The 24,273-nt window shown below is 56.6% G+C and carries 26 protein-coding genes; 16 read left to right on the forward strand and 10 right to left on the reverse strand.

The window, feature by feature from the left end:
- Positions 1 to 96: 96 nt before the first annotated feature.
- Together CLM58_RS17195 and CLM58_RS13365 are read left to right on the forward strand one after the other, a co-directional pair.
- Positions 97 to 246, forward strand: coding sequence for a hypothetical protein (locus tag CLM58_RS17195; protein WP_158221911.1), 150 nt, complete (start codon positions 97 to 99; stop codon positions 244 to 246).
- A gap of 82 nt (positions 247 to 328) precedes the next feature.
- Positions 329 to 910 carry an invasion associated locus B family protein gene (locus tag CLM58_RS13365; RefSeq protein ID WP_095596390.1) on the forward strand — a complete coding sequence of 194 codons (582 nt, stop codon included), beginning with the start codon at positions 329 to 331 and terminating at the stop codon, positions 908 to 910.
- Positions 911 to 962: 52 nt separating this feature from the next.
- Here CLM58_RS13365 and CLM58_RS13370 read toward each other — a convergent pair whose 3' ends face one another.
- Genes CLM58_RS13370 through CLM58_RS17435 form a run of 5 tightly spaced genes read right to left on the reverse strand, consistent with a single transcriptional unit; the run spans position 963 to position 5,367 of the window.
- A complete protein-coding gene (locus CLM58_RS13370; protein WP_095596391.1) occupies positions 963 to 2,171 on the reverse strand; it encodes a beta-ketoacyl-[acyl-carrier-protein] synthase family protein in 1,209 nt (402 codons plus the stop codon).
- A complete protein-coding gene (locus CLM58_RS13375; protein WP_095596392.1) occupies positions 2,168 to 2,434 on the reverse strand; it encodes an acyl carrier protein in 267 nt (88 codons plus the stop codon). The genes CLM58_RS13370 and CLM58_RS13375 overlap by 4 nt, the downstream gene beginning before the upstream one ends.
- 31 nt (positions 2,435 to 2,465) lie before the next feature.
- Positions 2,466 to 3,557 (reverse strand): UDP-3-O-(3-hydroxymyristoyl)glucosamine N-acyltransferase, encoded by a 1,092-nt coding sequence (gene lpxD, locus CLM58_RS13380; RefSeq protein WP_095596393.1) that lies wholly within the window; start codon positions 3,555 to 3,557, stop codon positions 2,466 to 2,468.
- A 53-nt stretch (positions 3,558 to 3,610) separates the two neighbouring features.
- On the reverse strand, positions 3,611 to 5,212 hold the full coding sequence (locus CLM58_RS13385; RefSeq protein ID WP_229666096.1) for a L,D-transpeptidase family protein: 1,602 nt from the start codon (positions 5,210 to 5,212) through the stop codon (positions 3,611 to 3,613).
- Positions 5,213 to 5,241: 29 nt separating this feature from the next.
- Entirely contained in the window at positions 5,242 to 5,367 is a 126-nt protein-coding gene (locus CLM58_RS17435) for a hypothetical protein (RefSeq protein WP_268236392.1), read from the reverse strand.
- A gap of 190 nt (positions 5,368 to 5,557) precedes the next feature.
- On the opposite strand from CLM58_RS17435, the gene CLM58_RS13390 reads away from it, so the two are divergent.
- Positions 5,558 to 6,124 carry a YcbK family protein gene (locus tag CLM58_RS13390; RefSeq protein ID WP_095596394.1) on the forward strand — a complete coding sequence of 189 codons (567 nt, stop codon included), beginning with the start codon at positions 5,558 to 5,560 and terminating at the stop codon, positions 6,122 to 6,124.
- A 92-nt stretch (positions 6,125 to 6,216) separates the two neighbouring features.
- A complete protein-coding gene (locus CLM58_RS13395; RefSeq protein ID WP_095596395.1) occupies positions 6,217 to 6,942 on the forward strand; it encodes a VIT1/CCC1 transporter family protein in 726 nt (241 codons plus the stop codon).
- Here the strand turns inward: CLM58_RS13395 and CLM58_RS13400 are convergent.
- Positions 6,939 to 8,054: a DUF6456 domain-containing protein gene (locus CLM58_RS13400; RefSeq protein ID WP_095596396.1), complete on the reverse strand. Its 1,116-nt coding sequence runs from the start codon at positions 8,052 to 8,054 to the stop codon at positions 6,939 to 6,941. The two genes, CLM58_RS13395 and CLM58_RS13400, sit on opposite strands and share 4 nt — an antisense overlap.
- Before the next feature lie 229 nt (positions 8,055 to 8,283).
- Here CLM58_RS13400 and CLM58_RS13405 point away from each other — a divergent pair, with 229 nt between their 5' ends.
- The 9 genes from CLM58_RS13405 to CLM58_RS13445 all read left to right on the forward strand — a co-directional run bounded on the left by CLM58_RS13405 (position 8,284) and on the right by CLM58_RS13445 (position 17,400).
- A complete protein-coding gene (locus tag CLM58_RS13405; RefSeq protein WP_095596397.1) occupies positions 8,284 to 8,580 on the forward strand; it encodes a DUF6477 family protein in 297 nt (98 codons plus the stop codon).
- 73 nt (positions 8,581 to 8,653) lie between these two features.
- Positions 8,654 to 10,213 carry a glutamine-hydrolyzing GMP synthase gene (gene guaA, locus CLM58_RS13410; protein ID WP_095596398.1) on the forward strand — a complete coding sequence of 520 codons (1,560 nt, stop codon included), beginning with the start codon at positions 8,654 to 8,656 and terminating at the stop codon, positions 10,211 to 10,213.
- 282 nt (positions 10,214 to 10,495) lie between these two features.
- Positions 10,496 to 11,674: an outer membrane protein transport protein gene (locus tag CLM58_RS13415; protein WP_095596399.1), complete on the forward strand. Its 1,179-nt coding sequence runs from the start codon at positions 10,496 to 10,498 to the stop codon at positions 11,672 to 11,674.
- Positions 11,675 to 11,798: 124 nt separating this feature from the next.
- Complete coding sequence (locus tag CLM58_RS13420) at positions 11,799 to 12,665, forward strand: ATPase (protein WP_095596400.1); 867 nt, start codon at positions 11,799 to 11,801, stop codon at positions 12,663 to 12,665.
- A gap of 41 nt (positions 12,666 to 12,706) precedes the next feature.
- Positions 12,707 to 13,630, forward strand: a complete 924-nt coding sequence (gene metA / locus CLM58_RS13425) for a homoserine O-acetyltransferase MetA (protein WP_095596401.1) — start codon at positions 12,707 to 12,709, stop codon at positions 13,628 to 13,630.
- Positions 13,620 to 14,558, forward strand: coding sequence for an alpha/beta fold hydrolase (locus CLM58_RS13430; RefSeq protein ID WP_095596402.1), 939 nt, complete (start codon positions 13,620 to 13,622; stop codon positions 14,556 to 14,558). The genes metA and CLM58_RS13430 overlap by 11 nt, the downstream gene beginning before the upstream one ends.
- Positions 14,559 to 14,604: 46 nt before the next feature.
- Positions 14,605 to 15,474, forward strand: coding sequence for a polyphosphate kinase 2 (gene ppk2, locus CLM58_RS13435; protein WP_095596403.1), 870 nt, complete (start codon positions 14,605 to 14,607; stop codon positions 15,472 to 15,474).
- Positions 15,467 to 16,084, forward strand: a complete 618-nt coding sequence (locus CLM58_RS13440; protein ID WP_095596404.1) for a TetR/AcrR family transcriptional regulator — start codon at positions 15,467 to 15,469, stop codon at positions 16,082 to 16,084. Before ppk2 ends, CLM58_RS13440 begins: the two co-directional genes overlap by 8 nt.
- 101 nt (positions 16,085 to 16,185) lie before the next feature.
- On the forward strand, positions 16,186 to 17,400 hold the full coding sequence (locus CLM58_RS13445; protein ID WP_095596405.1) for an NADP-dependent isocitrate dehydrogenase: 1,215 nt from the start codon (positions 16,186 to 16,188) through the stop codon (positions 17,398 to 17,400).
- 30 nt (positions 17,401 to 17,430) lie between these two features.
- Here CLM58_RS13445 and CLM58_RS13450 read toward each other — a convergent pair whose 3' ends face one another.
- Positions 17,431 to 17,637, reverse strand: coding sequence for a DUF6356 family protein (locus CLM58_RS13450; RefSeq protein WP_095596406.1), 207 nt, complete (start codon positions 17,635 to 17,637; stop codon positions 17,431 to 17,433).
- Positions 17,638 to 17,748: 111 nt separating this feature from the next.
- On the opposite strand from CLM58_RS13450, the gene CLM58_RS13455 reads away from it, so the two are divergent.
- From CLM58_RS13455 to typA, 3 genes are all read left to right on the forward strand, one after another.
- Complete coding sequence (locus CLM58_RS13455; RefSeq protein WP_095596407.1) at positions 17,749 to 18,213, forward strand: Lrp/AsnC family transcriptional regulator; 465 nt, start codon at positions 17,749 to 17,751, stop codon at positions 18,211 to 18,213.
- A 42-nt stretch (positions 18,214 to 18,255) separates the two neighbouring features.
- Entirely contained in the window at positions 18,256 to 19,041 is a 786-nt protein-coding gene (locus CLM58_RS13460; RefSeq protein WP_095596408.1) for a hypothetical protein, read from the forward strand.
- A gap of 62 nt (positions 19,042 to 19,103) precedes the next feature.
- Positions 19,104 to 20,924: a translational GTPase TypA gene (gene typA / locus CLM58_RS13465; protein WP_095596409.1), complete on the forward strand. Its 1,821-nt coding sequence runs from the start codon at positions 19,104 to 19,106 to the stop codon at positions 20,922 to 20,924.
- Between the two features lie 36 nt (positions 20,925 to 20,960).
- Here the strand turns inward: typA and CLM58_RS13470 are convergent, their stop codons facing one another.
- Genes CLM58_RS13470 through alaS form a run of 3 tightly spaced genes read right to left on the reverse strand, consistent with a single transcriptional unit; the run spans position 20,961 to position 24,175 of the window.
- A complete protein-coding gene (locus tag CLM58_RS13470; protein WP_095596410.1) occupies positions 20,961 to 21,224 on the reverse strand; it encodes a hypothetical protein in 264 nt (87 codons plus the stop codon).
- A 6-nt stretch (positions 21,225 to 21,230) separates the two neighbouring features.
- The gene (locus CLM58_RS13475; RefSeq protein ID WP_095596411.1) at positions 21,231 to 21,521 is read right to left on the reverse strand and encodes a DUF1330 domain-containing protein; all 291 of its coding nucleotides are present in this window, start codon (positions 21,519 to 21,521) and stop codon (positions 21,231 to 21,233) included.
- Between the two features lie 2 nt (positions 21,522 to 21,523).
- A complete protein-coding gene (gene alaS, locus CLM58_RS13480; protein ID WP_095597113.1) occupies positions 21,524 to 24,175 on the reverse strand; it encodes an alanine--tRNA ligase in 2,652 nt (883 codons plus the stop codon).
- Positions 24,176 to 24,273: the final 98 nt, after the last annotated feature.

The raw sequence follows: 24,273 nt of genomic DNA on the forward strand, positions 1-24,273 counted from the left end.
CCCTGTTGGTCTGGCCGTGTCCTTTGTGGCACGGCCCTTTTTCCGCGACTAACAGACTGCCTGTAAACTTATTGATTGAATTAGAAAAATTCTCTGTTGACGACCGCTAACAAACTTCTTAGCCTCCACCCCAATGATGAAGTCGGCCAGTCCGACGGGGAGAAAAAAATCATTCAAAAAGAGCCCGTTCGCGTGGCTCTTTTTGTTTTTTTAGCCCTCACTGATCAAGCTGCGGAATCCCGCTGATATTCAGGTTTAGTGCCCTGACAGTACCTTCAGGGCATGGTAAAGAAGCTTGAAAAGATCCAACAAAGGTACCGCAGAAAAAATGCGTAAATTCACAACTACTCTAGCCGCACTGGCGATTGGAACGACTGCCGTTTTCGCGCAGGACACCACGCCCGAAGCTGAGACCACTGCAGAGCAGACCGAAACCACACCCGAAATTGGCGCGACCTATATCAAAGAGGAAAACGGCGAATGGACGCTTCGGTGTGCGCGTGCGCCGATCGGGCAAACCGATCCTTGCGACATGTTCCAGCTTTTGACCAACCCGGAAGGTCAGGCCGTGGCCGAGGTATCCGTGCAAACGCTGAATGCCTCGGGCGAGTTTATTGCGGACCTCGTTATCATCGCGCCCCTGGGCCTACTGCTGCCCGCCGGCGTGCAGGTTAAGATCGACGGCCGTGACGCCGGACGTATCCCGTTCATTGTCTGCAATAAGAATAGCTGTGTGGCCAAGGCCGGCCTGAAAGAAGCAGACGTTCAAGCGCTGAAAGCCGGTAATGTCACTCAGCTGGCGTTCGTCCCTGCTGACCGGAGCCTTTCGCCATTCGGAGGAGATATTTCGCTGACTGGCTTCACGGCAAGCTTTAATAAATTGCCTGAGCCGAAAGCAGCTGCGCAGTAATTCGGCCTTTTAGGAAAAATGCGCCGCCCTTATTTAGGGCGGCGTTTTTTATTTAGGCCGCGCGCAGGGCCAGAACTGCGTTCAATCCACCGAAGGCAAATGCATTGCTGATCGCCACGTCGATCTTGGCTTCACGTGCTTCATTTGGAACCACATCCAGCGCACATTCAGGATCTTGTTCTTCGTAATTGACGGTCGGTGCTACAACACCGTCCTTCAACGCCATCACACAAGCTAAAAGCTCAATCGCGCCAGTGCCGCCGATCAGGTGGCCGTGCATCGACTTGGTCGACGAAATCAGCAATTCGTCGGCGTGATGCCCAAAGACATCAACCACGGCGGCACATTCTGTTTTGTCATTCGCAGCGGTCCCGGTTCCGTGAGCGTTGATATAACCCACCTCTTCGGGGTTCAGGCCCGCGTCTTTGACGGCGCCCGAAATTGCTCTGGCCGCGCCCTGTTTGGAGGGCATGACAATATCCGAAGCATCGGCTGTCATGGCAAAACCAATGACTTCAGCCAAAATCTCTGCTCCGCGCGCTTTGGCGTGCTCGTACTCTTCGAAAACGAAGATCCCCGCGCCTTCGCCCTGCACCATTCCATTACGGTTCGCCGAGAACGGACGGCACGCATCTTTGGACATTACACGAAGACCTTCCCAGGCCTTGATACCACCGAAGCACAGCATGCTTTCCGAACCGCCGGTGATCATCACGGGCGTCTGCCCGGACCGGACCATCTGATAGGCCTGCCCCATCGCGTGGTTCGACGATGCACAGGCCGTCGCCACGGTAAAGCTTGGCCCCATCAGGTTATGGGTCATCGAGATATGACTGGTCGCCGCGTTGTTCATCAACCGAGGAACAACAAACGGGTGCACGCGGTTTTTACCCTCTTCGTACACGGTTCTGAAGTTGTCATCCGAGGTCGACAGACCGCCACCTGCGGTTCCGACCACAACTCCTGCCTTCAAGGCAAGCTCGCCATCGAAGGTCAGTCCCGATTGATCGATCGCTTCTTTAGCGGCAAGCAATGCGAACTGGGTGAAACGGTCATAAAGGCCGATCTGCTGGCGGGTATAATGGTCTTCGGGGTTAAACCCTTTAACCTGCCCGCCAATCTTGATCGAAAGACGGTCGACGTCGCGAATATCGATCGGGCCAATACCGCATTGGCCTTCGCGCATCGCGCCCATCACGGCGTCGGCGCTGTGTCCAAGAGCACAGATTGCGCCCTGCCCTGTAATGACTACGCGCTTCATGCGTCTTTTTGGGCCACTAGCTCTGTGATTGCCGCAACTATGCTGGCAACCGAAGAAATATCGAAATCGCTTTGCTCAGGATCGTTCGCGTTGAAGGGAACCTGAATGTCGAACGCCTCTTCAATTGCGAAGATCGATTCGACCAGTCCAAGACTATCGATTCCCAGATCTTCCAGCGTGCTTTCCATGGTCACGTCAGCGACGTCCATGACTGCCTGCTCAGCGATGATCTCGATCACCTTGTCTTTGATGCTGTCCGACATGCCCTGTCCTCCATGCGATTTGCCATGTGATTTAGTCGTTCTGATCGCTCTTGGAAACTGCTTTCTGCAATTTGGCGACCTGCGACATCAATCGCGGTAGGCGACGCAAGGCTTTATACGTCTCTACATGGCTTTGCATTTTCATAGCCGGGTAACCCAGCATTGCCCGACCCTTGGGGACGTTTGAAAGAATCATGGTCCCTGCCCCGGCAATCACCGCGTCCCCCACGATCAGATTGTCGACCACGCCGACCTGACCACCTAGGACAACATTGTCGCCAATCCGGGTAGATCCCGCGACACCAACCTGTCCGCACAAAAGACAATCCTGCCCAATCTGGACGTTGTGACCAACCTGAACGAGGTTATCGATCTTCGTCCCCGATCCGATACGGGTGGCGCGGATTGTCCCGCGGTCGATCGTGGTGTTCGCGCCGATTTCGACATCGTCCCCGATCTCTACCGAACCGATCGAATGAATCCGGACCCAGCCTTGCTGCTCTGCATCTCCGGCGTCGCCAAGGGTTTCGCGTACGTTCTCTACGGCGGACTTCTCCGGTGTGACGAAGGAAAACCCGTCAGCCCCAATGACCGCGCCGGGTTGAGCAATGAAGCGATCACCGATCTGAACCTCGGCGCCAATTCGAGCGCCCTGCAAAAGCAATGCGTCATCGCCAATCTGCGCCCCATCCGTGATGCTGACATGGCTGGCGATCCGCGCATTAGCGCCGATCTTCACACCCGAAGCGATCACTACGAAGGGACCGATAGCTGCGTTCTCACCGATCTTTGCATCTGGGGCAACGACTGCGCTTGGATGGATACCGGGTGCAATCTGTGGCCCCGCATCCATCAGCTGGGTCAATCCCGACATGGCATAGCGAGGACGCGGTACATAGATCGCGCCTTTAAGGCCAAGCGATTGCCAATCGGCGCCATCCCACAGGATGGCGGCCTCGGCCTGCCCGAATGTAAGCCCAACTGCGTATTTTGGTGACATGGCAAGCGCAAGGTCGTTCGGACCCGCCTCTGCCGGTTCGGCAGGACGCAGAACAGTCAGGCCCGCGTCTCCTTCGACCCGGGCCCCAAGTGCATCCGCAATTTGTTGCAGAGTATAAGCCATAGACTTCCCCCAATAAGCCGGTGGCGTTTTGTCACCCGGCTGTTGAGGAGTATTTAGCTTTGAACCGCGTACAGCACCACCCCGGCCTGCGACAAGGCTTTGAAAATCGCAGCGTCACGCCCGTAAATGTCGTCGCGGAACTGTGTGCGACCCTTCGCATTCGTATAGGCCGTGCGATAGATCAGGTGCACTTGCAGCGGGTCCTTCAGGTCCACGCGGGTTTCTTTCCCGGTCGACAATCTTGCCTTGAAGAACCCTTGCGGGTCGTTGGTTTGCTTCGACAACAGCGCGTAAGCGAAATCGAATGGATCGCGCAGACGGATGCAGCCATGGCTAAAGGCCCGCGTCTGACGCCCGAACAAAGATTTATGCGGCGTGTCGTGCAGGTAAATATTGTGGGGGTTCGGGAACATGAATTTCACCAGACCAAGCGCATTACTGTTGGACGGCGGCTGTTTCATGTCGAATGGGAAGTTCTTTTCGTTGAACTGGGTAAAGTCCAAACCCTCGCGGCTGACCCTGCGCCCAGACGCATCCAACAGGTTCAGATGAGAAACAGCATTTGGGTTCTCCTGCAACATCGGCAGGTATTCCTTGGTCGCGATTGACCGCGGAACATTCCAGGTCGGGTTGATCACCATGTGGTTCATCACATCCGAGAATTCCGGTGTGCGGCGATCTGTGAGGTTCATGCCAACGACCGAACGGGTCTGGAACGCCACCTTGCCGTTTTCGACAATACGCGCATGGAAATCTGGGATATTCACCAGTACATGCCGGCGACCTAGGTCGCGGTTCATCCAGCGCTCGCGTTCCATCGCGACGACAACTTGCTGCAAACGGTACTGAGGCTCGTGGTTCAGCTCTTTCAAAGTGCCCTTGCCGATCACCCCATCTGCAAAAAGCCCGTGATCCTGCTGGAAGGCCTTCATCGCTTTGACCATGTTCGCATCATAGGTCTGCGAAGCGGTGCGCTTTAGATAGCCCATCGCGATTAGACGGTTGCGAACACCTACAACGTCTTTGCCGCTGTCACCTGGTTCTATCTTGCGGCTGGTACGCACCTTTGGCCCCCAGCCTTTGCTGCCCAAGATCCGCTCTAACCGCAGCTTTTCTTCCATCAAGCGCGCGTATTGCGCGCCTTGGGGGGCAAGCGATTTGACGAATGGAGCCGGAGAGCTTTTGGCAAAAGCATTCAGAATGTCAGAGCTTCTGCGACGCGGCGCCTTGCGTTCAATCCCATCAACGACACGTTCCGGGATCAGGATGCCCGATTGGACATCACGAGCATAGCGCAGGAACATCTTGGTCAACTCGACCTCTGCCTTGCCCCGGCTGGTGCCCGACTTGGCCGACCTAAAAAGGGCTTCGATTTGCTCAGGATCATAACGCCCCCCGGGCAAACCATGCGCACGCGCCTCTTCCGCTGCCTTCAAGAAGGCTTTGCGACGGCCGCGATCCGCATTCGAGGTCCAAAGCGGTTTATAGCCGCGTTCTTTATAAAACGCAGCGATGACATCGTCTTGGTACGCTGCCTGCGCAACCGCTTGTTTAAATGGGGTCACCTCTGCCAGTGCAGGGGATCCACCAAGAGATAGCGCAATTGCAACGGCCCCAGCCAGGCCTGCGAATTTGAAGCTCTGAAAACGTGTCACTGCCAAATACCCATTCATTTGTTCGCCCGTCACAGGGCTTTGTCACCAGTTTGCCGAAGCCATCCAGACTGTCCATTCACATTCATGACAGCGTAGAACTTGCCCACGGGATGTTGCAGGAAGCCCGCGTTTTTCGGAATTTTGAGGGCCAGCATAGCGCCTTCCTACACGAAACTTACGGGGAAAAGTCGGCGACAATTTGCCTATAATCTGCCCAAACGCCTCCATTTGGGAACCTAAACTGTTGGTCCGCGCAAAAATTTGTGTAATAAATTCGTCGCACTTGGGGAAAATATAGCAACAGGCTGCGACTAAGCGGCCGATAGCGATGGGACAGCGCAGGTAATGACTGTGAACAAATCGGGTTTCACCCGCCGTGGAGTATTGCAAGCTTTTGCAGCGACCACATTGGCGGCAGCTCCGACAATGTCGAATGCATTTAGCTTTGGCAAAGGCGCCGGCGACATTCGGCAACTCTCCATGTATTCAGGCCGCACCGGTGAAAGCATCAATACCATCTATTGGATTGATGGCGACTACATCAAAGAAGCAGTGAAAGAGATCTCTTACTTCATGCGCGACTGGCGCACGAATGAGGTTAAGATGATCGACACGCGCACGCTGGACATCATGGCCGCGGCGCATAACCTGCTTGATACGTCCGAGCCTTACATGATGCTGTCGGGCTATCGCACCCCGCAGACCAATGCCTCGCTTCGCAGCCGTTCCAGCTCTGTCGCGCGCAATTCTCTGCATATGAAGGGTCAAGCCGTTGATCTTCGCCTGAAGTCGCGGTCGGTTGGCCAGATGTTCAAAGCGGCCTCGGCTTGCAATGGTGGCGGCGTCGGTCGCTATTCGCGCTCGAACTTCGTGCACATGGACTGCGGCGATGTCCGCACCTGGGGCCGCTAAGCGCTTTTGACGCGGCAGGGACTGCCCTGCCGCCTTTTCAATACTTCAGACAAGTTTATTGTGAACCCTGATAGTAAGTTCAGGGAGCCATCATGGATTGGCGAGCACACCGGCGCGAGGCCCATTCATTGGGCAACCTTCAAGAATATCTGAAACAAATCGTCTACGGCGGGAATGACGGGATCGTCACGACCTTCGCCATTGTCGCGGGCTTTGCGGGCTCATCCTTGGATGGCGTTGCTCAGATCGGCGGTATAGCCGTTTTGGTGTTTGGCCTTGCAAACCTGTTTGCCGACGCAATCAGCATGGGACTGGGAGAGTTCCTGTCTCTTCGGTCACAACATGACCTGTACCGTGCGCGCCGCGAAAGCGAATTAAGAGAGATTCAGGAAAACCCCGAACAGGAACGGATGGAACTGTTCGAGATCCTTCGCCAGCGGGGCTTGCCCGCCGGAGAAGCTGACACGACGACCACAATCCTTTCGCGCCACCCGTCACTAATGGCGGATTTCATGATGACATACGAATTCGGCATGCAGGATCCTGAAGAAGAAAATCCGGCGATCAACGGCTTGGTGACGTTTCTGTCCTTTACCGTTTTCGGCGCGATCCCGTTGGTTCCATATTTCATTTTCGAGGCCAACGACCAGACGTTCGCGCTGTCGGTTGGCTCCACGTTTGCCGCTTTGTTCTCGTTGGGCATATTAAGGTGGGTGGCAACAGGCGAACGCCTGTTGCGCTGTGTCTCCGAGACCGTCGCTGTTGGGGCCGTCTGTGCAATGACAGCTTACGTCGTTGGTCTGCTGGTGGGCGGCTAGCCAATCATCTTAGAGCTTTCACCCTGCGCGTCGTAATGCATCCTTAGGCGCTGCAAAGCGATGCGCAGAACGATCTTGCCGGACCGGGCAGACCAGCCCATTCGCTTTTCTGCTGTCTCCATGCCTTCCAGATAACAACAGCAACGCAAAACAACGTCCCCCAACCCTGGGCCTAAGTCGCGCAGCGCCTCGGCGACGCGATCGCGCGCATTGTAAGAGCCACCACCCGCATTCGGATTATACCCGCCCCGTTCGCCACCCGTCAGAAAACGATCCCAGTTTTGCGTCACGCGCGGGCCCATCTGTGCAAGTTCAAAATCTTCGCGCAACCGCTCGCCGGCCGCAACCAGATCAGGGCTTAGGAAGGGTTGACCGTTTTTATCCTTGCGACGTGCCAACAGGGCAAGCGGGCTTTCCGCGAGGTTGCATCGCACCTTCTGGGCCTTTTGCTCGTCCACGCCGGTAATGGTTTTCTCTCCCCAGACCTTGTGCTGGGCACTGAACGGGGCTTGGGCCTCTGCAAACCCGTTTTTCTTGGCCTGTTCTTCAGAAATCATGCGCTTCAAAGCACTTCGGCCTGCCTGCGTCACGTGATAGGTGGCCACCCGACCGGGTTTTGTACAACAGATCCAATCCTTTAGCACAAAGGCTTCGGCTATGGGCCGATCAACCACCGCAATACGTGCGGGCGGTCCATCAGTGGTTTCCTTCATGACAATCGCGCGTTCCAGATCGTTGGCGATCGCCAGAAACGCCTCTTTTTCGCACAGGCGGCGCAGAATACGTTTCGCCTCTTTGGTGATCGTCACTTCGTCAACGGCGGTCGGGGATTGGCGCATGGGGGCAGTCATGGATGAGGGCTCCTTCAGAGTTGGTCGAGTCAAAGTGGTGCTCAGACGATCCAGCGCACTGTCCACCAACGGATCATCCCGCCGTTGTTCAAACCGCCGCACTTGTCTGAGTATGGTCGAGGCATGACGCCCTTCGGTCCGCGCCAAAGCGCGAAGCGAAGTGCCTCTTTGCGTATGATCAAGATACCAGACGACTGGATCAGGCACCCACGCCGGCAAGAGATTGCCCCCGTCTTGCGTGTATGCGTCAGTGCTGCCCATGGACTCTGGTTCCTTTGAGTGAAACCGCCGGGTAATCCGCATCCCAAAAACTTGGAACTTTAGGTACGGGTCGTAACCCCTTATCCGACAGTTAATAAATTCGTTAAAAGAAGAATTTCTTTTTAATCGGTAAAGGTTTCTGAACCCAACGAACGCACAAGAACCTTTGGGCGCAACACCCGCATAGCGCGAATAATGCTTTGCTTACTGGAACAAGCAGGAGCCCAACATGTCCGACCTGAACTCTCTTCTTTCGTCTCTTCGTCGTCCACGCCTTTTGATCCGAGCCGCGCGTATTGGACTTTCTGACTACCGGCGGGACCGCGATCTGGGACGAATCCTGCAGGAAGAGGGCCAAACCACAGCGCATTTGGCGCTGGATGCATTGATCACCGCTGAGGCCGAGATCGAATCGATCCGAAAGGCTGGCGATGTCACCTATTCGGCACGCCGCCATGTCGAGATTTTGATCGCCCTGATGGCCGAATTGAAGCTATTACCGCAGGCACCTGCCCAATCCTGCTGAAAGCACGGCTGAATCCGTCTGTCAGCGTCTACAGGGGCTTGAAAGCGCATCTGCCCTGCCCTAGGACGCTGGCATGACCACCGTATCTCATGACCGCCTTCTTATTATCGACTTTGGCAGCCAGGTAACGCAGCTGATTGCGCGCCGCCTGCGCGAGCTGAGCGTCTATTGCGAAATCCACCCCTACCAGAACGTGACCATGGATATGGTCCGTGAAATGGCGCCCAAGGCGATCATTTTCTCGGGTGGACCTGACAGCGTGACCCGCGAGGGTTCGCCGCGCGCTCCGCAAGAGATTTTCGACTATGGCGTCCCGATCCTTGGCATCTGCTACGGTCAGCAGGTCATGATGCACCAACTGGGCGGTAAGGTCGAAAGCGGTCATGGCACCGCTGAATTCGGTCGCGCCTATGTGACACCTAAGAATTCTTTGGACATCCTGAACGGCTGGTTCACCGAAGGCGACGAACAGGTCTGGATGAGCCACGGCGACCACGTCTCCGAGATCGCACCGGGGTTCGAGGTTTACGGCACCTCCCCCAACGCGCCTTTCGCGATTACCGCAGATACTGATCGTCACTTCTATGCGGTTCAGTTCCACCCCGAGGTCCACCACACGCCGAACGGCAAGAAGCTGTACGAAAACTTCATCAAGCTGGCTGGTTTCACGGGCGACTGGACCATGGGCGCCTATCGCGAAGAAGCCATCCGCGAAATCCGCGAACAGGTTGGCGACGCGCATGTCATCTGTGGTCTGTCTGGCGGCGTTGACAGCTCTGTCACCGCGATCCTTCTGCACGAGGCCATCGGAGACCAGTTGACTTGCGTATTCGTGGACCACGGACTGCTGCGCAAGAACGAGGCGGCCGAGGTCGTCTCTATGTTCCGCGACAACTATAACATTCAGCTGATTCACGCAGATGAAACCGATCTGTTCCTTGGCGAGCTTGAAGGTCAATCCGACCCGGAAACCAAGCGTAAAACGATCGGTAAGCTTTTCATCGACGTGTTCCAGAAACACGCCGACACGATCGACGGGGCAGAATTCCTGGCGCAGGGCACGCTGTACCCGGATGTCATCGAAAGTGTCAGCTTCTCTGGCGGCCCCTCGGTCACCATCAAATCGCACCATAACGTTGGCGGTCTGCCCGAGAAGATGGGGCTGAAACTGGTCGAGCCTCTGCGAGAGCTGTTCAAAGACGAAGTGCGCGCCCTTGGCCGTGAGCTGGGCCTGCCGGACAGCTTTATCGGACGCCACCCCTTCCCCGGACCGGGTCTTGCAATCCGCTGCCCGGGCGAGATTACGCGCGAGAAACTGGACATCCTGCGCGAAGCAGATGCGGTCTATATCGACCAGATCCGCAAGCACGGTCTGTATGACGAGATCTGGCAGGCCTTTGTCGCGATCCTACCCGTCCGCACCGTTGGCGTGATGGGCGACGGCCGAACCTATGACTATGCCTGCGCGCTGCGTGCGGTGACATCGGTTGATGGGATGACAGCGGATTACTATCCCTTCACCCACGAATTCCTTGGCGAAACCGCCACGCGGATCATCAATGAAGTCAAAGGCATCAACCGGGTCACATATGACGTCACCTCGAAGCCTCCGGGAACCATCGAGTGGGAATGACGCCTTAACACTCTGTCACAGACAGATTTTGACGCCACTGGGTGACTTGACGTAATCTTTCTTTGCGTCAAGTCGGCATGCCAATCAGCCTAAAACACATAAAATATTCAGTTTATTGAATAATTTTCTAAGCTATTGAAAAGATGATCACCCTTGGAGCCTGCTCGGGAATTTGATCAAATTTTTCTTATGACGTTGCGTTACAATTGACCCAATGCGACCTAACCCTCTAGCTTCGCCTTATTATTCTGCCACCACTCATCGGCAATAAGGGAGAACAAGGTGAAACTACTGGGAGGAACGGCGCTGGCCTTGCTTGCGCTAGGGAATGCAGTTGCGGCTGGAGGGATCGAGCGGTCACCTCAATCGACAGCCATTCTGTTCGAAGACGGCAACTATTTTGAGGTCACATATAGCAATGTGAACCCGACCGTCAGCGGTACCGCGACCGCCACCTACGGTGGTGTTGACACCGGCGACATGGCTGAAAGCTACAACCAGCTGAACTTCGGAGCGAAGTTCGAGCTGTCCGAGAAGCTGAACCTTGCCCTGATCCAAGACTCCCCGGTTGGTGCGGACGTCTTCTATCCGACAACCTCGGGAGTACCGTTTCCATTCGCCGGCGCGGGCTCAGATCATGTCTTTTCCGGCGGCAATGCTGACCTGAATTCCAATTCTCTTGCGGCATACCTGCGCTATGAATTGCCCAACAACTTCAGCCTAGTGGGTGGTATTCGTCGTGTATCTGTAGGTGGTGAACTCGGGATTCCGTTCTTCAACAACTACACGCTCGACGTCGAAGACTCGACCGAGATCGGATACTCCGCCGGGATCGCTTGGGAAAAGCCCGAGATTGCAGCACGCGTCGCTTTGACCTTCCACTCGGCGACGGATCATACGTTCGCGTCGACTGAAAATACGAACGCAGCACCGATCCCTGATCCGTTCCCAGATTTCGATGACTTCACCGGTTCGTTCGATGTAACGATTCCGAAATCCGTAAATTTGGACTTTCAGACTGGTGTTGCAGCCGACACGCTCGTTTTTGGCTCTATCCGTTGGGTAGACTGGTCGTCCTTTGACATCACCCCCCCAGGCTACAATGCGTTCAGCGGTGGTGGTTCGTTGGTTGACTATGACGACGACGTGATCACCTACAATCTGGGTGTTGGACGCCGCCTGAACGAAAACTGGTCCATTGCCGCAACAGTTGGACACGAGAAATCCGGCGGTGGCTATGTTGGCAACCTTGGACCGACAGATGGCTACACCAGCCTTGGCCTTGGCGCGACCTACACCAACGGGAACATCAAGATTACAGGTGGCGTACGCCACGTTTGGATTGGCGACGCAGACACGTTTGGACCACCGATCACCGGTATAACAGCAGGCGAAGAACTTGCTAACTTCCGCGATAACTCTGCTTGGGCCTGGGGCCTGCGCGTCGGTTACTACTTCTGAGCCGACTATCCTTCCTGAAAACACGAACCCCCGGGCCTGTGTCCGGGGGTTTTGCTTTGAACAATCCGTTTGACCCAAATTCCTTGCCCCGCTACGACGAAACAAAGGCAAGAAAGGTCCGGGCATGATCTATAACTCTGCAAAGGAATGGCGAGAGGCACCGACAAAGCGCGTGCTGCTGTTTGGCATGTCGGGCCTTGGGAAAACCTATCTTTCGAATGCCTTGCGGGCTTCGGGGAATTGGTTTCACTATTCCGTCGATTACCGGATTGGCACGCGCTACATGGGCGAACACATCGCCGACAACTTCAAACATGAAGCGATGAAGGTGCCCCTGCTTCGCGAACTGTTGAAAAGCGATAGCGTCTATATCTCGTCGAATATCACGTTCAATAACCTGGCGCCCCTGTCGACCTATCTGGGCAAACCCGGCAACCCGGAATTGGGCGGCCTGCCCTTTGCCGAGTACATGCGCCGTCAGGATCAGCATCGCGTGGCCGAGATCGCAGCGTTGAACGACACACCGCATTTCATCGACCGCGCCAAGGCGTTGTACGGCTATGACAACTTCGTTTGTGATTCCGGCGGCTCCATCTGCGAAGTCGTAGACCCCAATGATCCGAACGACCCGGTTCTGAATACACTGTCTGACTCTGTTCTGATGGTCTGGATCAAGGGGTCGGATGATCACACCGAAGAACTGATCCGCCGCTTCACCGCGGCGCCCAAACCGATGTATTACGCGCCCGATCAAATGCACGACTATTGGCAAGGGTATCTGGCCGAAAAAGGCGTGGCCGAAGATAAGGTTGACCCCGATGACTTCATGCGGTGGAGCTATGCCAAGGCCCTGTCGCACCGCCAACCTAGCTATGCTGCCATGGCCGAAAACTGGGGGCTGACGATCACGGCCGAGGATGTGGCCAAGGTAAAGACCGCCGCAGATTTCGAAGCCCTGATCGAACAAGCCCTTGAGGATAAGAGCGCTTAGCCCTATCTCTCGTGTTCTTAAGCCAACCGGAATGACCTGAAATGCCCATTAAACTGCCATCAAACCTACCTGCCTTCGACGTTCTGACGAACGAGGGCGTGATGGTTATGGGCGAAGGCCGCGCCTCGCATCAGGATATCCGCCCCCTGCGCATCGGTCTGTTGAACCTGATGCCCAAAAAGATTCAGACGGAAAACCAGTTTGCGCGGTTGATTGGGTCTACCCCTCTGCAGATTGAGTTGTCCTTGATCCGTATGAGCGAGCACGAGACCAAAAACACCGCCGCCGAACACATGGCCGAATTCTATCGCCCCTTCAGCGAGGTTGAAGCGAGTGGCGAAAAGTTCGATGGCCTGATCATCACCGGCGCCCCGATCGAGCATCTGCCGTTCGAAGAAGTCACCTACTGGGAAGAGCTTCGTCGTATCATGGACTGGACCCAGACCCATGTGCATTCCACCTTCGGCGTGTGCTGGGGCGGGATGGCGATGATCTATCATTTCCACGGTGTGAAGAAGCACATGCTTGATCACAAGGCGTTCGGCTGTTTCCGGCACACCAACCTGTCACCGGCTTCGCCGTTTTTGCGCGGGTTCTCGGATGATTGCGTGATCCCGGTCAGCCGCTGGACCGAGATTTTGCAGTCAGAGATCGACGAACATCCCGATCTGGTCACCCTTCTGGGCAGTGACGAGTCTGGCCCCTGTCTTGTACAGGATGCCAAACATCGGGCGCTCTATATCTTCAACCACTTCGAATATGACAGTGGGACGCTGAAGGAAGAGTACGACCGCGACGTCGCCAATGGCGACCCGATCAACGTGCCGATGAACTATTACCCGGACGACGACCCCTCTCGTACCCCGCTGAACCGTTGGCGCAGCCACGCGCACCTTCTGTACGGCAACTGGATCAACGAGATTTATCAGTCGACCCCCTATAAGCTGGAAGAAATTGGCACTTAGCCTAGCCGTCATTCTGATCGCGGTTTTGGGGGTGACCCAATGGCGCGCCTTCGTGCGTGAAGCACGGGCAATGGCGTCCTATCCGCCAGAAGGACAGTTGCTGACCGTCGATGGCACGCAGATGCACGCCGTGGTCCGTGGCGACGGGCCCGACCTTGTGCTGATCCACGGATCCTCTGGGTCAACGCGCGATTTCACCTTCTCTTTGATGGATAAACTGGCACAGGACTATCGCGTCATCGCCATCGACCGGCCCGGGCTGGGCTGGAGCGATTGGGCAGACAGCGCCGAAACCCTGTCCAAGCAGGCCGAATTGATCCGCAAGACAGCGCAAGAGCTTGGGGCGACCTCTCCCTTGGTGCTTGGGCAAAGCTATGGCGGGGCTGTTGCCTTGGCTTGGGCGTTGGACGCGCCGCAAGACGTGGCCGGACTGGTTTTGCTTGCGACGCCATCGCATGAATGGCCAACGGGCTTGCCTGGGCTTTACAAGGCCACCACAAACCCCGTTGGTCGGACGTTTCTGGTGCCTTTGATCACAGCGTTTGTTCCTCCGTCATACGTGGACTCTCAGGTCGAAGCGATTTTCCACCCTCAGGCGGCCCCGTCCGGGTATCTGGACCACTTCGGCCCAGGCATGAGCCTGCGCCGACGCACGTTCCGCGCCAATGGAGCGCAGCGCAAAGCGCTAAAGGATCAGATTGTCGGTATGGAAGGGAACTACCCCTCGTTGCAGATGCCGATCGAGATTGTGCACGGGACGGCTGACGAAATTGTCGGCCTCGACATTCATGCCGTCAAACTGGCCCACGATGTGGACAGCGCGACCCTGACCCCGCTGGAGGGTATCGGCCACATGCCGCACCACGCTGCCGAGGCCGACGTCGTGCAGGCCATTCACCGCGCGGCAACCCGGGCTGGATTGCGCTAACCGACCAGATCGTCATACTGGTGCGGTAACAAGATACGAGGCCCCAATGACCCTGCCCTTTGACGGTGCAATCAGCGACTTTTTCGAAAACACGGCCCCAGCCGCAGTGCGCGCGGCTATCAAGGCCAATGGCAAGGGTTATATTCTTGACAAAACATACCCTTACGACGAGCCGTTGAAGCGTAAGCCCTATGAAAAACACCTTGAAAAGCTTCAGATCGAGCTGGTCAAACTTCAGGCTCACGTAAAGGCCTCGGGGCAAAAGGTGGCCGTTGTGTTCGAGGGCCGAGATGCCGCGGGTAAAGGCGGCGCCATCAAGCGGTTTCGCGAGAACCTGAACCCCCGCGTGGCACGGGTCGTGGCCCTGTCGAAACCGTCTGACCGGGAAGCCTCTCAGTGGTATTTCCAGCGCTATGTGAACCAATTGCCAGCGGGGGGTGAAATCGCCCTATTCGACCGCAGCTGGTACAACCGCGGCGTCGTGGAAAAGGTCTTTGGCTTTTGTACTGACGATCAACGGACACATTTTTTCAACCAACTGCCCGACTTTGAAAAGATGCTTGTGGATGAGGGAATTCACCTTTTCAAAATCTGGCTGAACGTTGGGCGCTCTGAACAGTTGCGACGTTTTCTTGCCCGCGAAAGTGACCGGTTAAAACAGTGGAAGCTAAGCTGGATCGATGTTGAAGGCCTGAAGAAGTGGGACGAGTATTCCGCGGCCATTCAAGAGACGTTGAACACGTCGCATTCCGACTCGGCGCCTTGGACAGTGATCCGGTCTGACGACAAGAAACGGGCAAGGATCGCCGCGATACAAACAGTCTTGTCCGGCGTACCCTACGACGGAAAAGACGAAGCAGCGATCGGCGAAATCGACCGGTCTATTTGCGGAGGCCCGGACATCTGGGATGGCTAAACGCGGTTATCATCACGGCAATCTGCGTCAGGCGCTGATCGACGCGGCTCTTCCGTTGATCGAAGAGAAAAGTCCGCAGGGCTTCACCCTGTCAGAGGCCGCCAAAGCCGCAGGCGTGACCCCCGCGGCAGTCTATCGCCATTTCCAAGGGCGAGAGGACCTGCTGGTCGAGATCGCCAAGCAGGGTTACGCCATTTTCGCCGATCTGATGGAATACGCCTATGAAAAAGGGCAGCCCTCGGCGCTGTCGTCCTTTGAATCCACGGGGCGTGCTTACCTTGCTTTTGCGCGCAAATACCCGGGCCACTACATGGCGATGTTCGAAAGTGGATTGTCTTTGAACGCCAACCCCGATCTGGCACGTGAAGCTTCACGTGCCAGCGCCGTCCTTGAACGCGCCGCTGCGGACCTGTTGCAGGACATGCCCGCAGACAAACGCCCGCCCGCGGCTATGTTTTCTGCCCATATTTCAGCGATGAGCCACGGGGTTGTTGAACTATATGCCCGGGGAAATCCCGGCGCCCGCGCCCCCTTCCCGCCCGAGGATTTGCTGGAAACCGGTATCGGAATTTATTTGCGCGGCCTTGGGATCCTACCCCCGGATTCATAGGTCAACGAATTACTGTATACACTGGTATACAAATCTGGTCATTCCTCGTCTTTTAATTTATGGTTCGCGCAACGACTCGGACCAACCTACGAGGTTTCCCAATGACCAAAATTAAAGTCGACAATCCAATCGTCGAAATGGACGGCGATGAAATGACCCGCATCATGTGGCAGTTCATCAAAGACAAATTGATCCTGCCGTATCTGGACCTTGATCTGCTCTACTACGATCTGGGCATCGAAGAGCGTGATCGTACCGAAGACCAGATCACAATCGACGCCGCTGAAAAGACCAAAGAAGTGGGCGTTGCCGTCAAATGTGCAACGATCACCCCCGACGAAGCCCGTGTGGAAGAGTTTGGCCTGAAGAAGATGTGGCGCTCGCCCAACGGCACGATCCGCAACATTCTTGGCGGTGTCGTCTTCCGTCAGCCGATCATCTGTAAGAACGTCCCGCGTCTGGTTCCGGGCTGGACCTCGCCCATCGTTGTGGGACGCCATGCGTTTGGCGACCAGTACAAAGCCACTGACTTCACCTTCCCCGGCAAGGGCAAGCTGACGATGAAGTTCGAAGGCGAAGATGGCACTGTCATCGAGAAAGAGGTCTATGACGCGCCGTCCGCCGGTGTGTATCAGGCGATGTACAACCTCGACAGTTCGATCATCGACTTTGCACGGGCCTCGTTCAACTATGGTTTGAACCTTGGCTGGCCGGTCTACCTGTCGACCAAGAACACGATCCTGAAAGCCTATGACGGCCGTTTCAAGGATCTCTTCCAGAAGATTTACGAGGAAGAGTTCGAAGAACAGTTCAAGAAAGCCGGCATCTGGTACGAACACCGCCTGATCGACGACATGGTCGCCTGCGCCATGAAGTGGAACGGCAAATTCGTCTGGGCCTGCAAGAACTATGATGGCGACGTGCAGTCCGACACCGTTGCACAGGGCTTTGGCTCTTTGGGTCTGATGACCTCGCAGTTGATGACGCCCGACGGAAAGATCGTCGAGGCAGAGGCCGCACACGGTACCGTCACCCGCCACTATCGCCAGCATCAGAAGGGCGAGGCGACCTCGACCAACTCGATCGCATCAATCTACGCGTGGACCGGCGGCTTGAAGCACCGCGCCAAACTGGACGAGAACACCCAACTGATGAACTTCGCCGAAACGCTGGAACGTGTGATCATCGATACCGTCGAAAGCGGCCACATGACCAAGGACCTTGCGCTGCTGGTCGGACCTGATCAGGGCTGGCTGACCACTATGGGCTTCCTTGAGAAGATCGACGAGAATTTGAACAAGGCCCTTGTAGGCTAACGCAATCGGGCGGCCATTTGGCCGCCCTTTTCATCTGCCGCGGGTCTTTAATGGCTCTGCCATCTCAAGGATCATCCGGCTGGCAGTCTTCTCAAAAAGACACGGAATGATCGCGTGCACCAAGGCCGCGCAGGCTGCCCCGAACAAACGCAAAGAGAACTTGCCGGCGAATGCCGCGTGCTGAAGATAGGTTTCGTCCACTTTGCGTGGGTGGTTTAGGAAAATCTGAGTGATCATTTTACGCCTCCTGGGATATACGCCCACACTACCTGCCTAAAAGCACCCAAGCTTCCCAAATTCACCCGCGTTTACGTTGTAATTTGCATCATTTCACGCCATATCCTTCATATGGCGATACAATTTGACGACATTGACCGCAAAATACTCAACACTTTGCAACGCGACGCGAGTCTTTCAATGGAAGACCTTGGCGAAACCGTCGGCCTGTCCCGCAACGCCTGTTGGCGGCGCCTCAAGGCGTTAGAGGCCGCAGGCGCGATCAAGGGCCGCGTGGCCATATTGGATGCACCAACCCTTGGATTGCCGCTGACGGTTTTCGTACAAGTCCGCACTCATAGCCACGATCAGGATTGGGCGAAAAAGTTCGCCCGTGCCACCAGCGCAATCCCGGAAATTCAGGGCGTGTTCCGAATGAGCGGAGATCTGGATTACCTTATCCGCATTCAGGCGCGCGACGTGGCGGATTATGACCGGATATACCAGAAACTGATTGCGCAGGTACCATTACAGGATGTCTCGGCCAGTTTCGTGATGGAACATATCAAAGACAGCCACCAACTGTATCTTCCGTAAATCCACCCAAGACTTTTTGAACGAAAGGCGGCACATATAAGCATGTTCTGGCGCGCAGTCCTGTTGTTGATCCTGGTTGCGGGGGCGTCCATTGCCCTGACCTACGCCTTTGGAGCGAAGGTGCTTCTGGCGCTTGGACTGATCCTGTCACAATTGAAGATCATCGGCAGCAAGCTGATGGGGATCGAAGCGCCCGCCATCCTGATCTGGCTGAAAACTCAGGCTGCCATGTTCTTTCGGATCGAGCTTTTGAAAAAGTGGTTCATGTCCTCGATGCTGCCACTGATCATGGGCCCGATGCTGCGCCGGAAGATCGTGCAGGTCCTGACCCGTTATAAAGACGCGGTCAAGCAGCGCTATGACAGCATGCTTGCATGGTATCGCGGGCTGGAGTGGTACGAGAAAACTGTCGCCGCCCTGATTGTTGTCTTCGGGACGATTGGCCTATCGGTCAGTTCGCTTGGTCTGTGGCTGGTCCTGTTTTCGGTCAAGCTTCCGTTCTGGCTGATCGCGGCCAGCACGGCGCTTGGACGGATGATCGTGGCAAGCGTCAGCAAGATGGCTTTCAAGACAATCGCCTTCCTGCAACTTGGCTTTGCTTGGCGACTGGTGCGTCGCTGGCTGCCCAAGGACTATTTGGATCGCAAGCGCCGTTGGGACTTTCGTGTCGCCCGTGCGGTGGTACGGCAACGTCGCCTTACGGTGCGCCAGTTGCATGACAGCAAACACTCACTTTCCATGCGTTTAGCGCTTTTACGCGCGTATTTCCGCACAGAACGCCCCAAAATCGCGTCAGAGACTAATGAAACCGCTCAGACTGATCTTTAAGCTCTAGCCTTTTCTGCGCATGCACGATATGGCCCCGGCAACATCGAAAAAAGGCTTCCCTAATGGATCTGCGCAATATCGCCATCATTGCCCACGTTGACCACGGCAAGACCACTCTTGTGGACGAGCTGCTGAAACAGTCGGGCGCATTCCGCGAAAATCAGGCCGTCAGCGAACGCGCCATGGACAGCAACGACCTGGAGCGTGAACGCGGCATCACCATTCTTGCCAAGGCGACCAGTGTTGAATGGAAAGGCACCCGTATCAACATCGTCGACACCCCCGGCCACGCCGACTTCGGTGGCGAGGTCGAACGTATCCTGTCGATGGTCGACGGGGTTGTCCTGCTGGTTGACGCCGCTGAAGGCCCGATGCCTCAGACGAAATTCGTGACCTCGAAAGCGCTGGCTCTTGGCCTGCGCCCGATCGTGGTTCTGAACAAGGTCGACAAGCCGGACGCAGAAAGCGACCGCGCACTGGACGAATGCTTTGACCTGTTCGCAAGCCTTGATGCGGATGATGACCAGTTGGACTTCCCGCACATGTATGCCTCGGGCCGCTCTGGCTGGGCTGACCATGAACTGGACGGGCCGCGTGAAAACCTGCACGCCCTGTTTGACCTGATCGTCAACCACGTCCCTGCCCCCAAGCAGATCAAGAAGCAAGACGACGATTTCCGCATGCTGGCCACCACTCTGGGCAGCGACCCGTTCGTTGGTCGCCTGCTGACCGGTCGTGTCGAAAGCGGGACGCTGAAAGTGGGCGCTACCGTGCAGGCCCTCTCGCGCATTGGTCAAAAGATCGAACAGTTCCGCGTCACCAAGATCCGCGCGTTCCGTGGACTGGCGATGGAAGACATCGAAGAGGCCGTCGCGGGCGACATCGTTTCGATCGCAGGTATGACCAAAGCCACCGTCGCCGACACGATCTGCGCACTGGCCGTCGAAGAGCCGCTGGACGCCCAGCCTATCGACCCGCCCACCATCACCGTGACCTTCGGCATCAACGACAGCCCGCTGGCTGGTCGTGATGGTAAGAAGGTCCAGTCGCGCGTTATCCGTGACCGCCTGATGAAAGAAGCCGAATCCAACGTCGCCATCAAGGTTACCGACACCCCCGGCGGCGAAGCCTTCGAAGTCGCCGGTCGCGGCGAATTACAGATGGGCGTTCTGATCGAGAACATGCGCCGCGAAGGGTTCGAACTGTCGATCTCTCGCCCGCAAGTTCTGTTCCGCGATGTTGACGGCCAGCGGATGGAGCCGATCGAAGAAGTCACCATCGACGTGGACGACGAATACACCGGCGCCGTCGTTGAGAAAATCACAGGTGCCCGTAAAGGCGATCTGGCCGAGATGAAACCGGCAGGTGCGGGTAAAACTCGTATCGTCGCGCACGTCCCGTCGCGTGGCCTGATCGGCTATCACGGCGAATTCCTGACAGACACCCGCGGCACCGGCGTTCTGAACCGCGTCTTCCACGACTGGGCCCCGCACAAAGGCCCGATCCCGGGTCGCCGCGCTGGCGTTCTGATCTCGATGGAAAACGGCGAGGCCGTCGCCTATGCCCTGTGGAACCTGGAAGAGCGTGGTCGCATGTTCGTTGGTCCTCAGGCCGCCGTTTACACCGGCATGATCATCGGCGAGCATTCGCGCGATAACGATCTGGAAGTGAACCCGCTGAAGGGTAAAAAGCTGACCAACGTCCGCGCCTCTGGCTCGGATGACGCGGTCCGCCTGACCCCGCATATCGAGTTCTCGCTGGAAGAGGCCATCGCCTACATCAACGACGACGAACTGGTCGAAGTGACCCCGAACGTCGTGCGCCTGCGCAAGCGCTATCTTGATCCGCACGAGCGCAAGCGGATGGCAAAGGCCAACCAATAAAACAACAAACCCCGGCTGGAAGCCGGGGTTTTTCGTTTAGGTAAGCAATCCGTAGGCTAGGATCGCGACACCAAAGACAATCGGCGCTCCGATGAAAAGCGCGACCAGATTGTAAAGAAAACTGCCGTATTCCAACTTCAACCGTTCTGTAACCAAATCAACAAGGCCAGCGCTGACTGGAAAAGTGATCAGAGACGTCAGCAATAGCGCGATGAAAAACTCGCCCAACAGAAACTTACCCAGTTCGATCCCTAGAGATTCCAAAATCGATGTGACGATGGCTTCTAGGGCTCTAATCAACGGGGCCTAGTCCTCTGTCGTCTCGACCACAACCAAGTTGCGGTCTGACGCCCCGTTCGCGTGGCTTAGGGCCTCTTGATATTCGGGGCTTTCATAACAGGCTACAGCGGCCTCAACCGTATCAAACCGCACCACGACATTGCGCGGGGCCTCCTGCCCCTCAAGCTGCACATAACGGCTGGCACGCGCAATGAAGGTCCCGCCATGTTTGGCAATCGCGGGACCCGCCAGTTCGGCATATTTGGCATAGCTTTCAGGATCGGTCACGGTGACGTGGTTGATCCAAAGCGCGCCCATACTTAGCCTTCGATCACGGCCTTGGCCGCAGCAATCGCACCGTCAGCGTTCGAGGCATCCTTGGCCCCACCCTGCGCCATGTCAGGACGGCCACCGCCACCTTTGCCACCAAGCTCGACCACGGCCGCACGGACCAAATCGACGGCAGACAGCTTCCCTTTCAGGTCATCTGTCACGCCGGCCGCAACGGCGACCTTGTCGCCATCGGCAATCAGCAGCACCGCACCAGAGCCCATGCGTGTTTTATGCTCGTCGATCAGCGCCGGCAGGTCTTTGCCCGAAACGCCGCTTAGAACCTGCGCCATGAAGGCCACGCCATTCACTTGCTCGGCCTCGGGTCCGGACGCGCCACCGCCGCCCATTGCCAGTTCGCGACGCAGTTGAGCCACTTCGTTCTGAAGGGCCTTGCGCTCATCCGACAGGGCTTTGACACGCGATACGATCTCGGCCGGTTGCGCCTTCAGCATCTGGCCAACTTCGTTCAGGGCCTGCTGTTGCGACACCAGATGATCCAACGCGGCGCCGCCTGTCAGCGCCTCGATCCGGCGGACGCCAGAAGACGACGCGCTGTCGCCCAGAACGACGCACAGCCCGATGTCACCCGTGCGCTTCACATGCGTGCCGCCACACAGTTCGATAGACCATGTTGTGCCCTCATGGCCCTTGCCTGTCTGGGCTTCCCCCATCGAAACCACGCGGACCTCATCCCCGTATTTCTCGCCGAACAGGGCCTGCGCCCCGATACCGCGCGCATCATCAGGCGTCATGATCCGGGTCTCAACCGCAGAGTTCTGGCGGATGAATTCATTCACCCGGCCTTCGACCTCGGCCAGTTCTCCGCCTGTCATGCCCTTGGAATGGCTGAAGTCAAACCGCAAACGATCCTCTGCGTTCAACGACCCCTTCTGCGCCACGTGATCGCCAAGCGTTTCGCGAAGGGCTTCGTGCAGCAGGTGCGTGGCAGAGTGGTTCGCGCGGATCGCGGAACGACGGTCGTGGTCGACACGCAGTTCCAGTGGGTCACCAACAGACAGGGTGCCTTCGGTCGCGGTGATCTGATGCGCGAACAGTTTACCCGCCATCTTCAGCGTATTGGTCACGGACCCAGATACACCCGGCTTCAGATAAGATCCGGTGTCGCCAACCTGGCCACCCGATTCCGCATAGAACGGGGTTTGGTTCACGACCATCCAACCGCTGTTGCCTTCGGTGATTTCCTTAACTTCCGCGCCATCAGCGACCAAAGCCAGGACCTGCCCCTCGGCCACTTCGGTTTCGTAGCCAAGGAAGTCGGTTGCTTCCAACTTGTCCGCCAGATCGAACCAGATCGTCGCGTCTTTGGATTCGCCAGAGCCGGACCAGCTTGCGCGTGCCTTGGCTTTTTGCTCTTCCATCGCGGTGTCGAACCCATCGGTGTCTACCGCGCGACCCTTTTCGCGCAGAGCATCCTGCGTCAGATCAAGCGGGAAGCCGTAAGTGTCGTACAGTTTGAACGCTGCCTCACCCGGCAGGTTCGCCCCTTCCGGCAGTTTATCCAGTTCGTCATCCAGTAGTTTCAAACCGCGATCGAGCGTCTGGATAAAGCGGGTCTCTTCCAGCTTCAGAGTTTCCTCGATCAGCGCCTGCGCCTGCCCCAGTTCCGGATAGGCCGCGCCCATCTTGCCGACCAGAGACGACACCAGCTTGTGCATCACCGGGTCCTTGGCCCCCAATAGGTGCGCGTGGCGCATCGCACGACGCATGATGCGGCGCAGCACATAACCACGACCGTCATTCGACGGCATCACGCCATCGGCGATCAAGAAAGACGTCGACCGCAGGTGGTCCGCAATCACACGGTGATGAACGTTCTGATCCCCATACGGGTCGGTCGAGGTCGCATGGGCCGAGGCCTCGATCAGCGCCTTGAACAGGTCAGTGTCATAGTTGTCATGGCTACCCTGCAACAGCGCGCCGATCCGCTCTAGCCCCATGCCGGTGTCGATCGACTGCATGTCCAGTTCGACCATCGAGCCATCTTCAAACTGCTCGTTCTGCATGAAAACGACGTTCCAGATTTCGATGAAACGGTCACCGTCTTCTTCGGGCGAACCCGGAGGGCCACCCCAGATGTGGTCGCCATGGTCAAAGAAGATCTCGGTGCACGGACCGCACGGGCCGGTCGGGCCCATTTGCCAGAAGTTATCCGAGGTCGCGATGCGGATGATCCGATCTTCCGGCACGCCGACCTTCTTCCAAATCTCAAAGGCCTCATCATCGGTATGATAGACGGTTGTCAGCAGACGCGATTTGTCGATCCCATATTCCTTGGTGATCAACTCCCAAGCGAAAGGGATCGCATCGTGCTTGAAGTAATCGCCAAAGCTGAAGTTCCCCAGCATCTCAAAGAACGTGTGGTGGCGGGCTGTATAACCAACGTTATCCAGGTCGTTGTGTTTACCCCCTGCGCGCACACATTTCTGGGCAGTCGTCGCGCGTACATAGTCACGCTTTTCCACCCCGGTAAAGCAGTTCTTGAACTGCACCATCCCAGAGTTGGTGAACATCAAAGTCGGGTCATTTCGCGGCACCAGCGGAGAGCTAGGCACAACCGTATGTCCCTTGCTTTCAAAATAGTTCAGGAAGGTAGAGCGGATATCGTTCAGACTGGCCATTTTCGCGTCTTTCAGCACGGATTTCGGGTGTTTCAACCCGTGTAGCTTTCTGACGCGGGACTGTCCACTGGCGATGGCCTTCCCGCTTGGCAAGAAAC

This window comes from Actibacterium pelagium (assembly GCF_002285415.1).
In the GTDB taxonomy this organism is placed as follows: Bacteria; Pseudomonadota; Alphaproteobacteria; order Rhodobacterales; family Rhodobacteraceae; genus Actibacterium_B; species Actibacterium_B pelagium.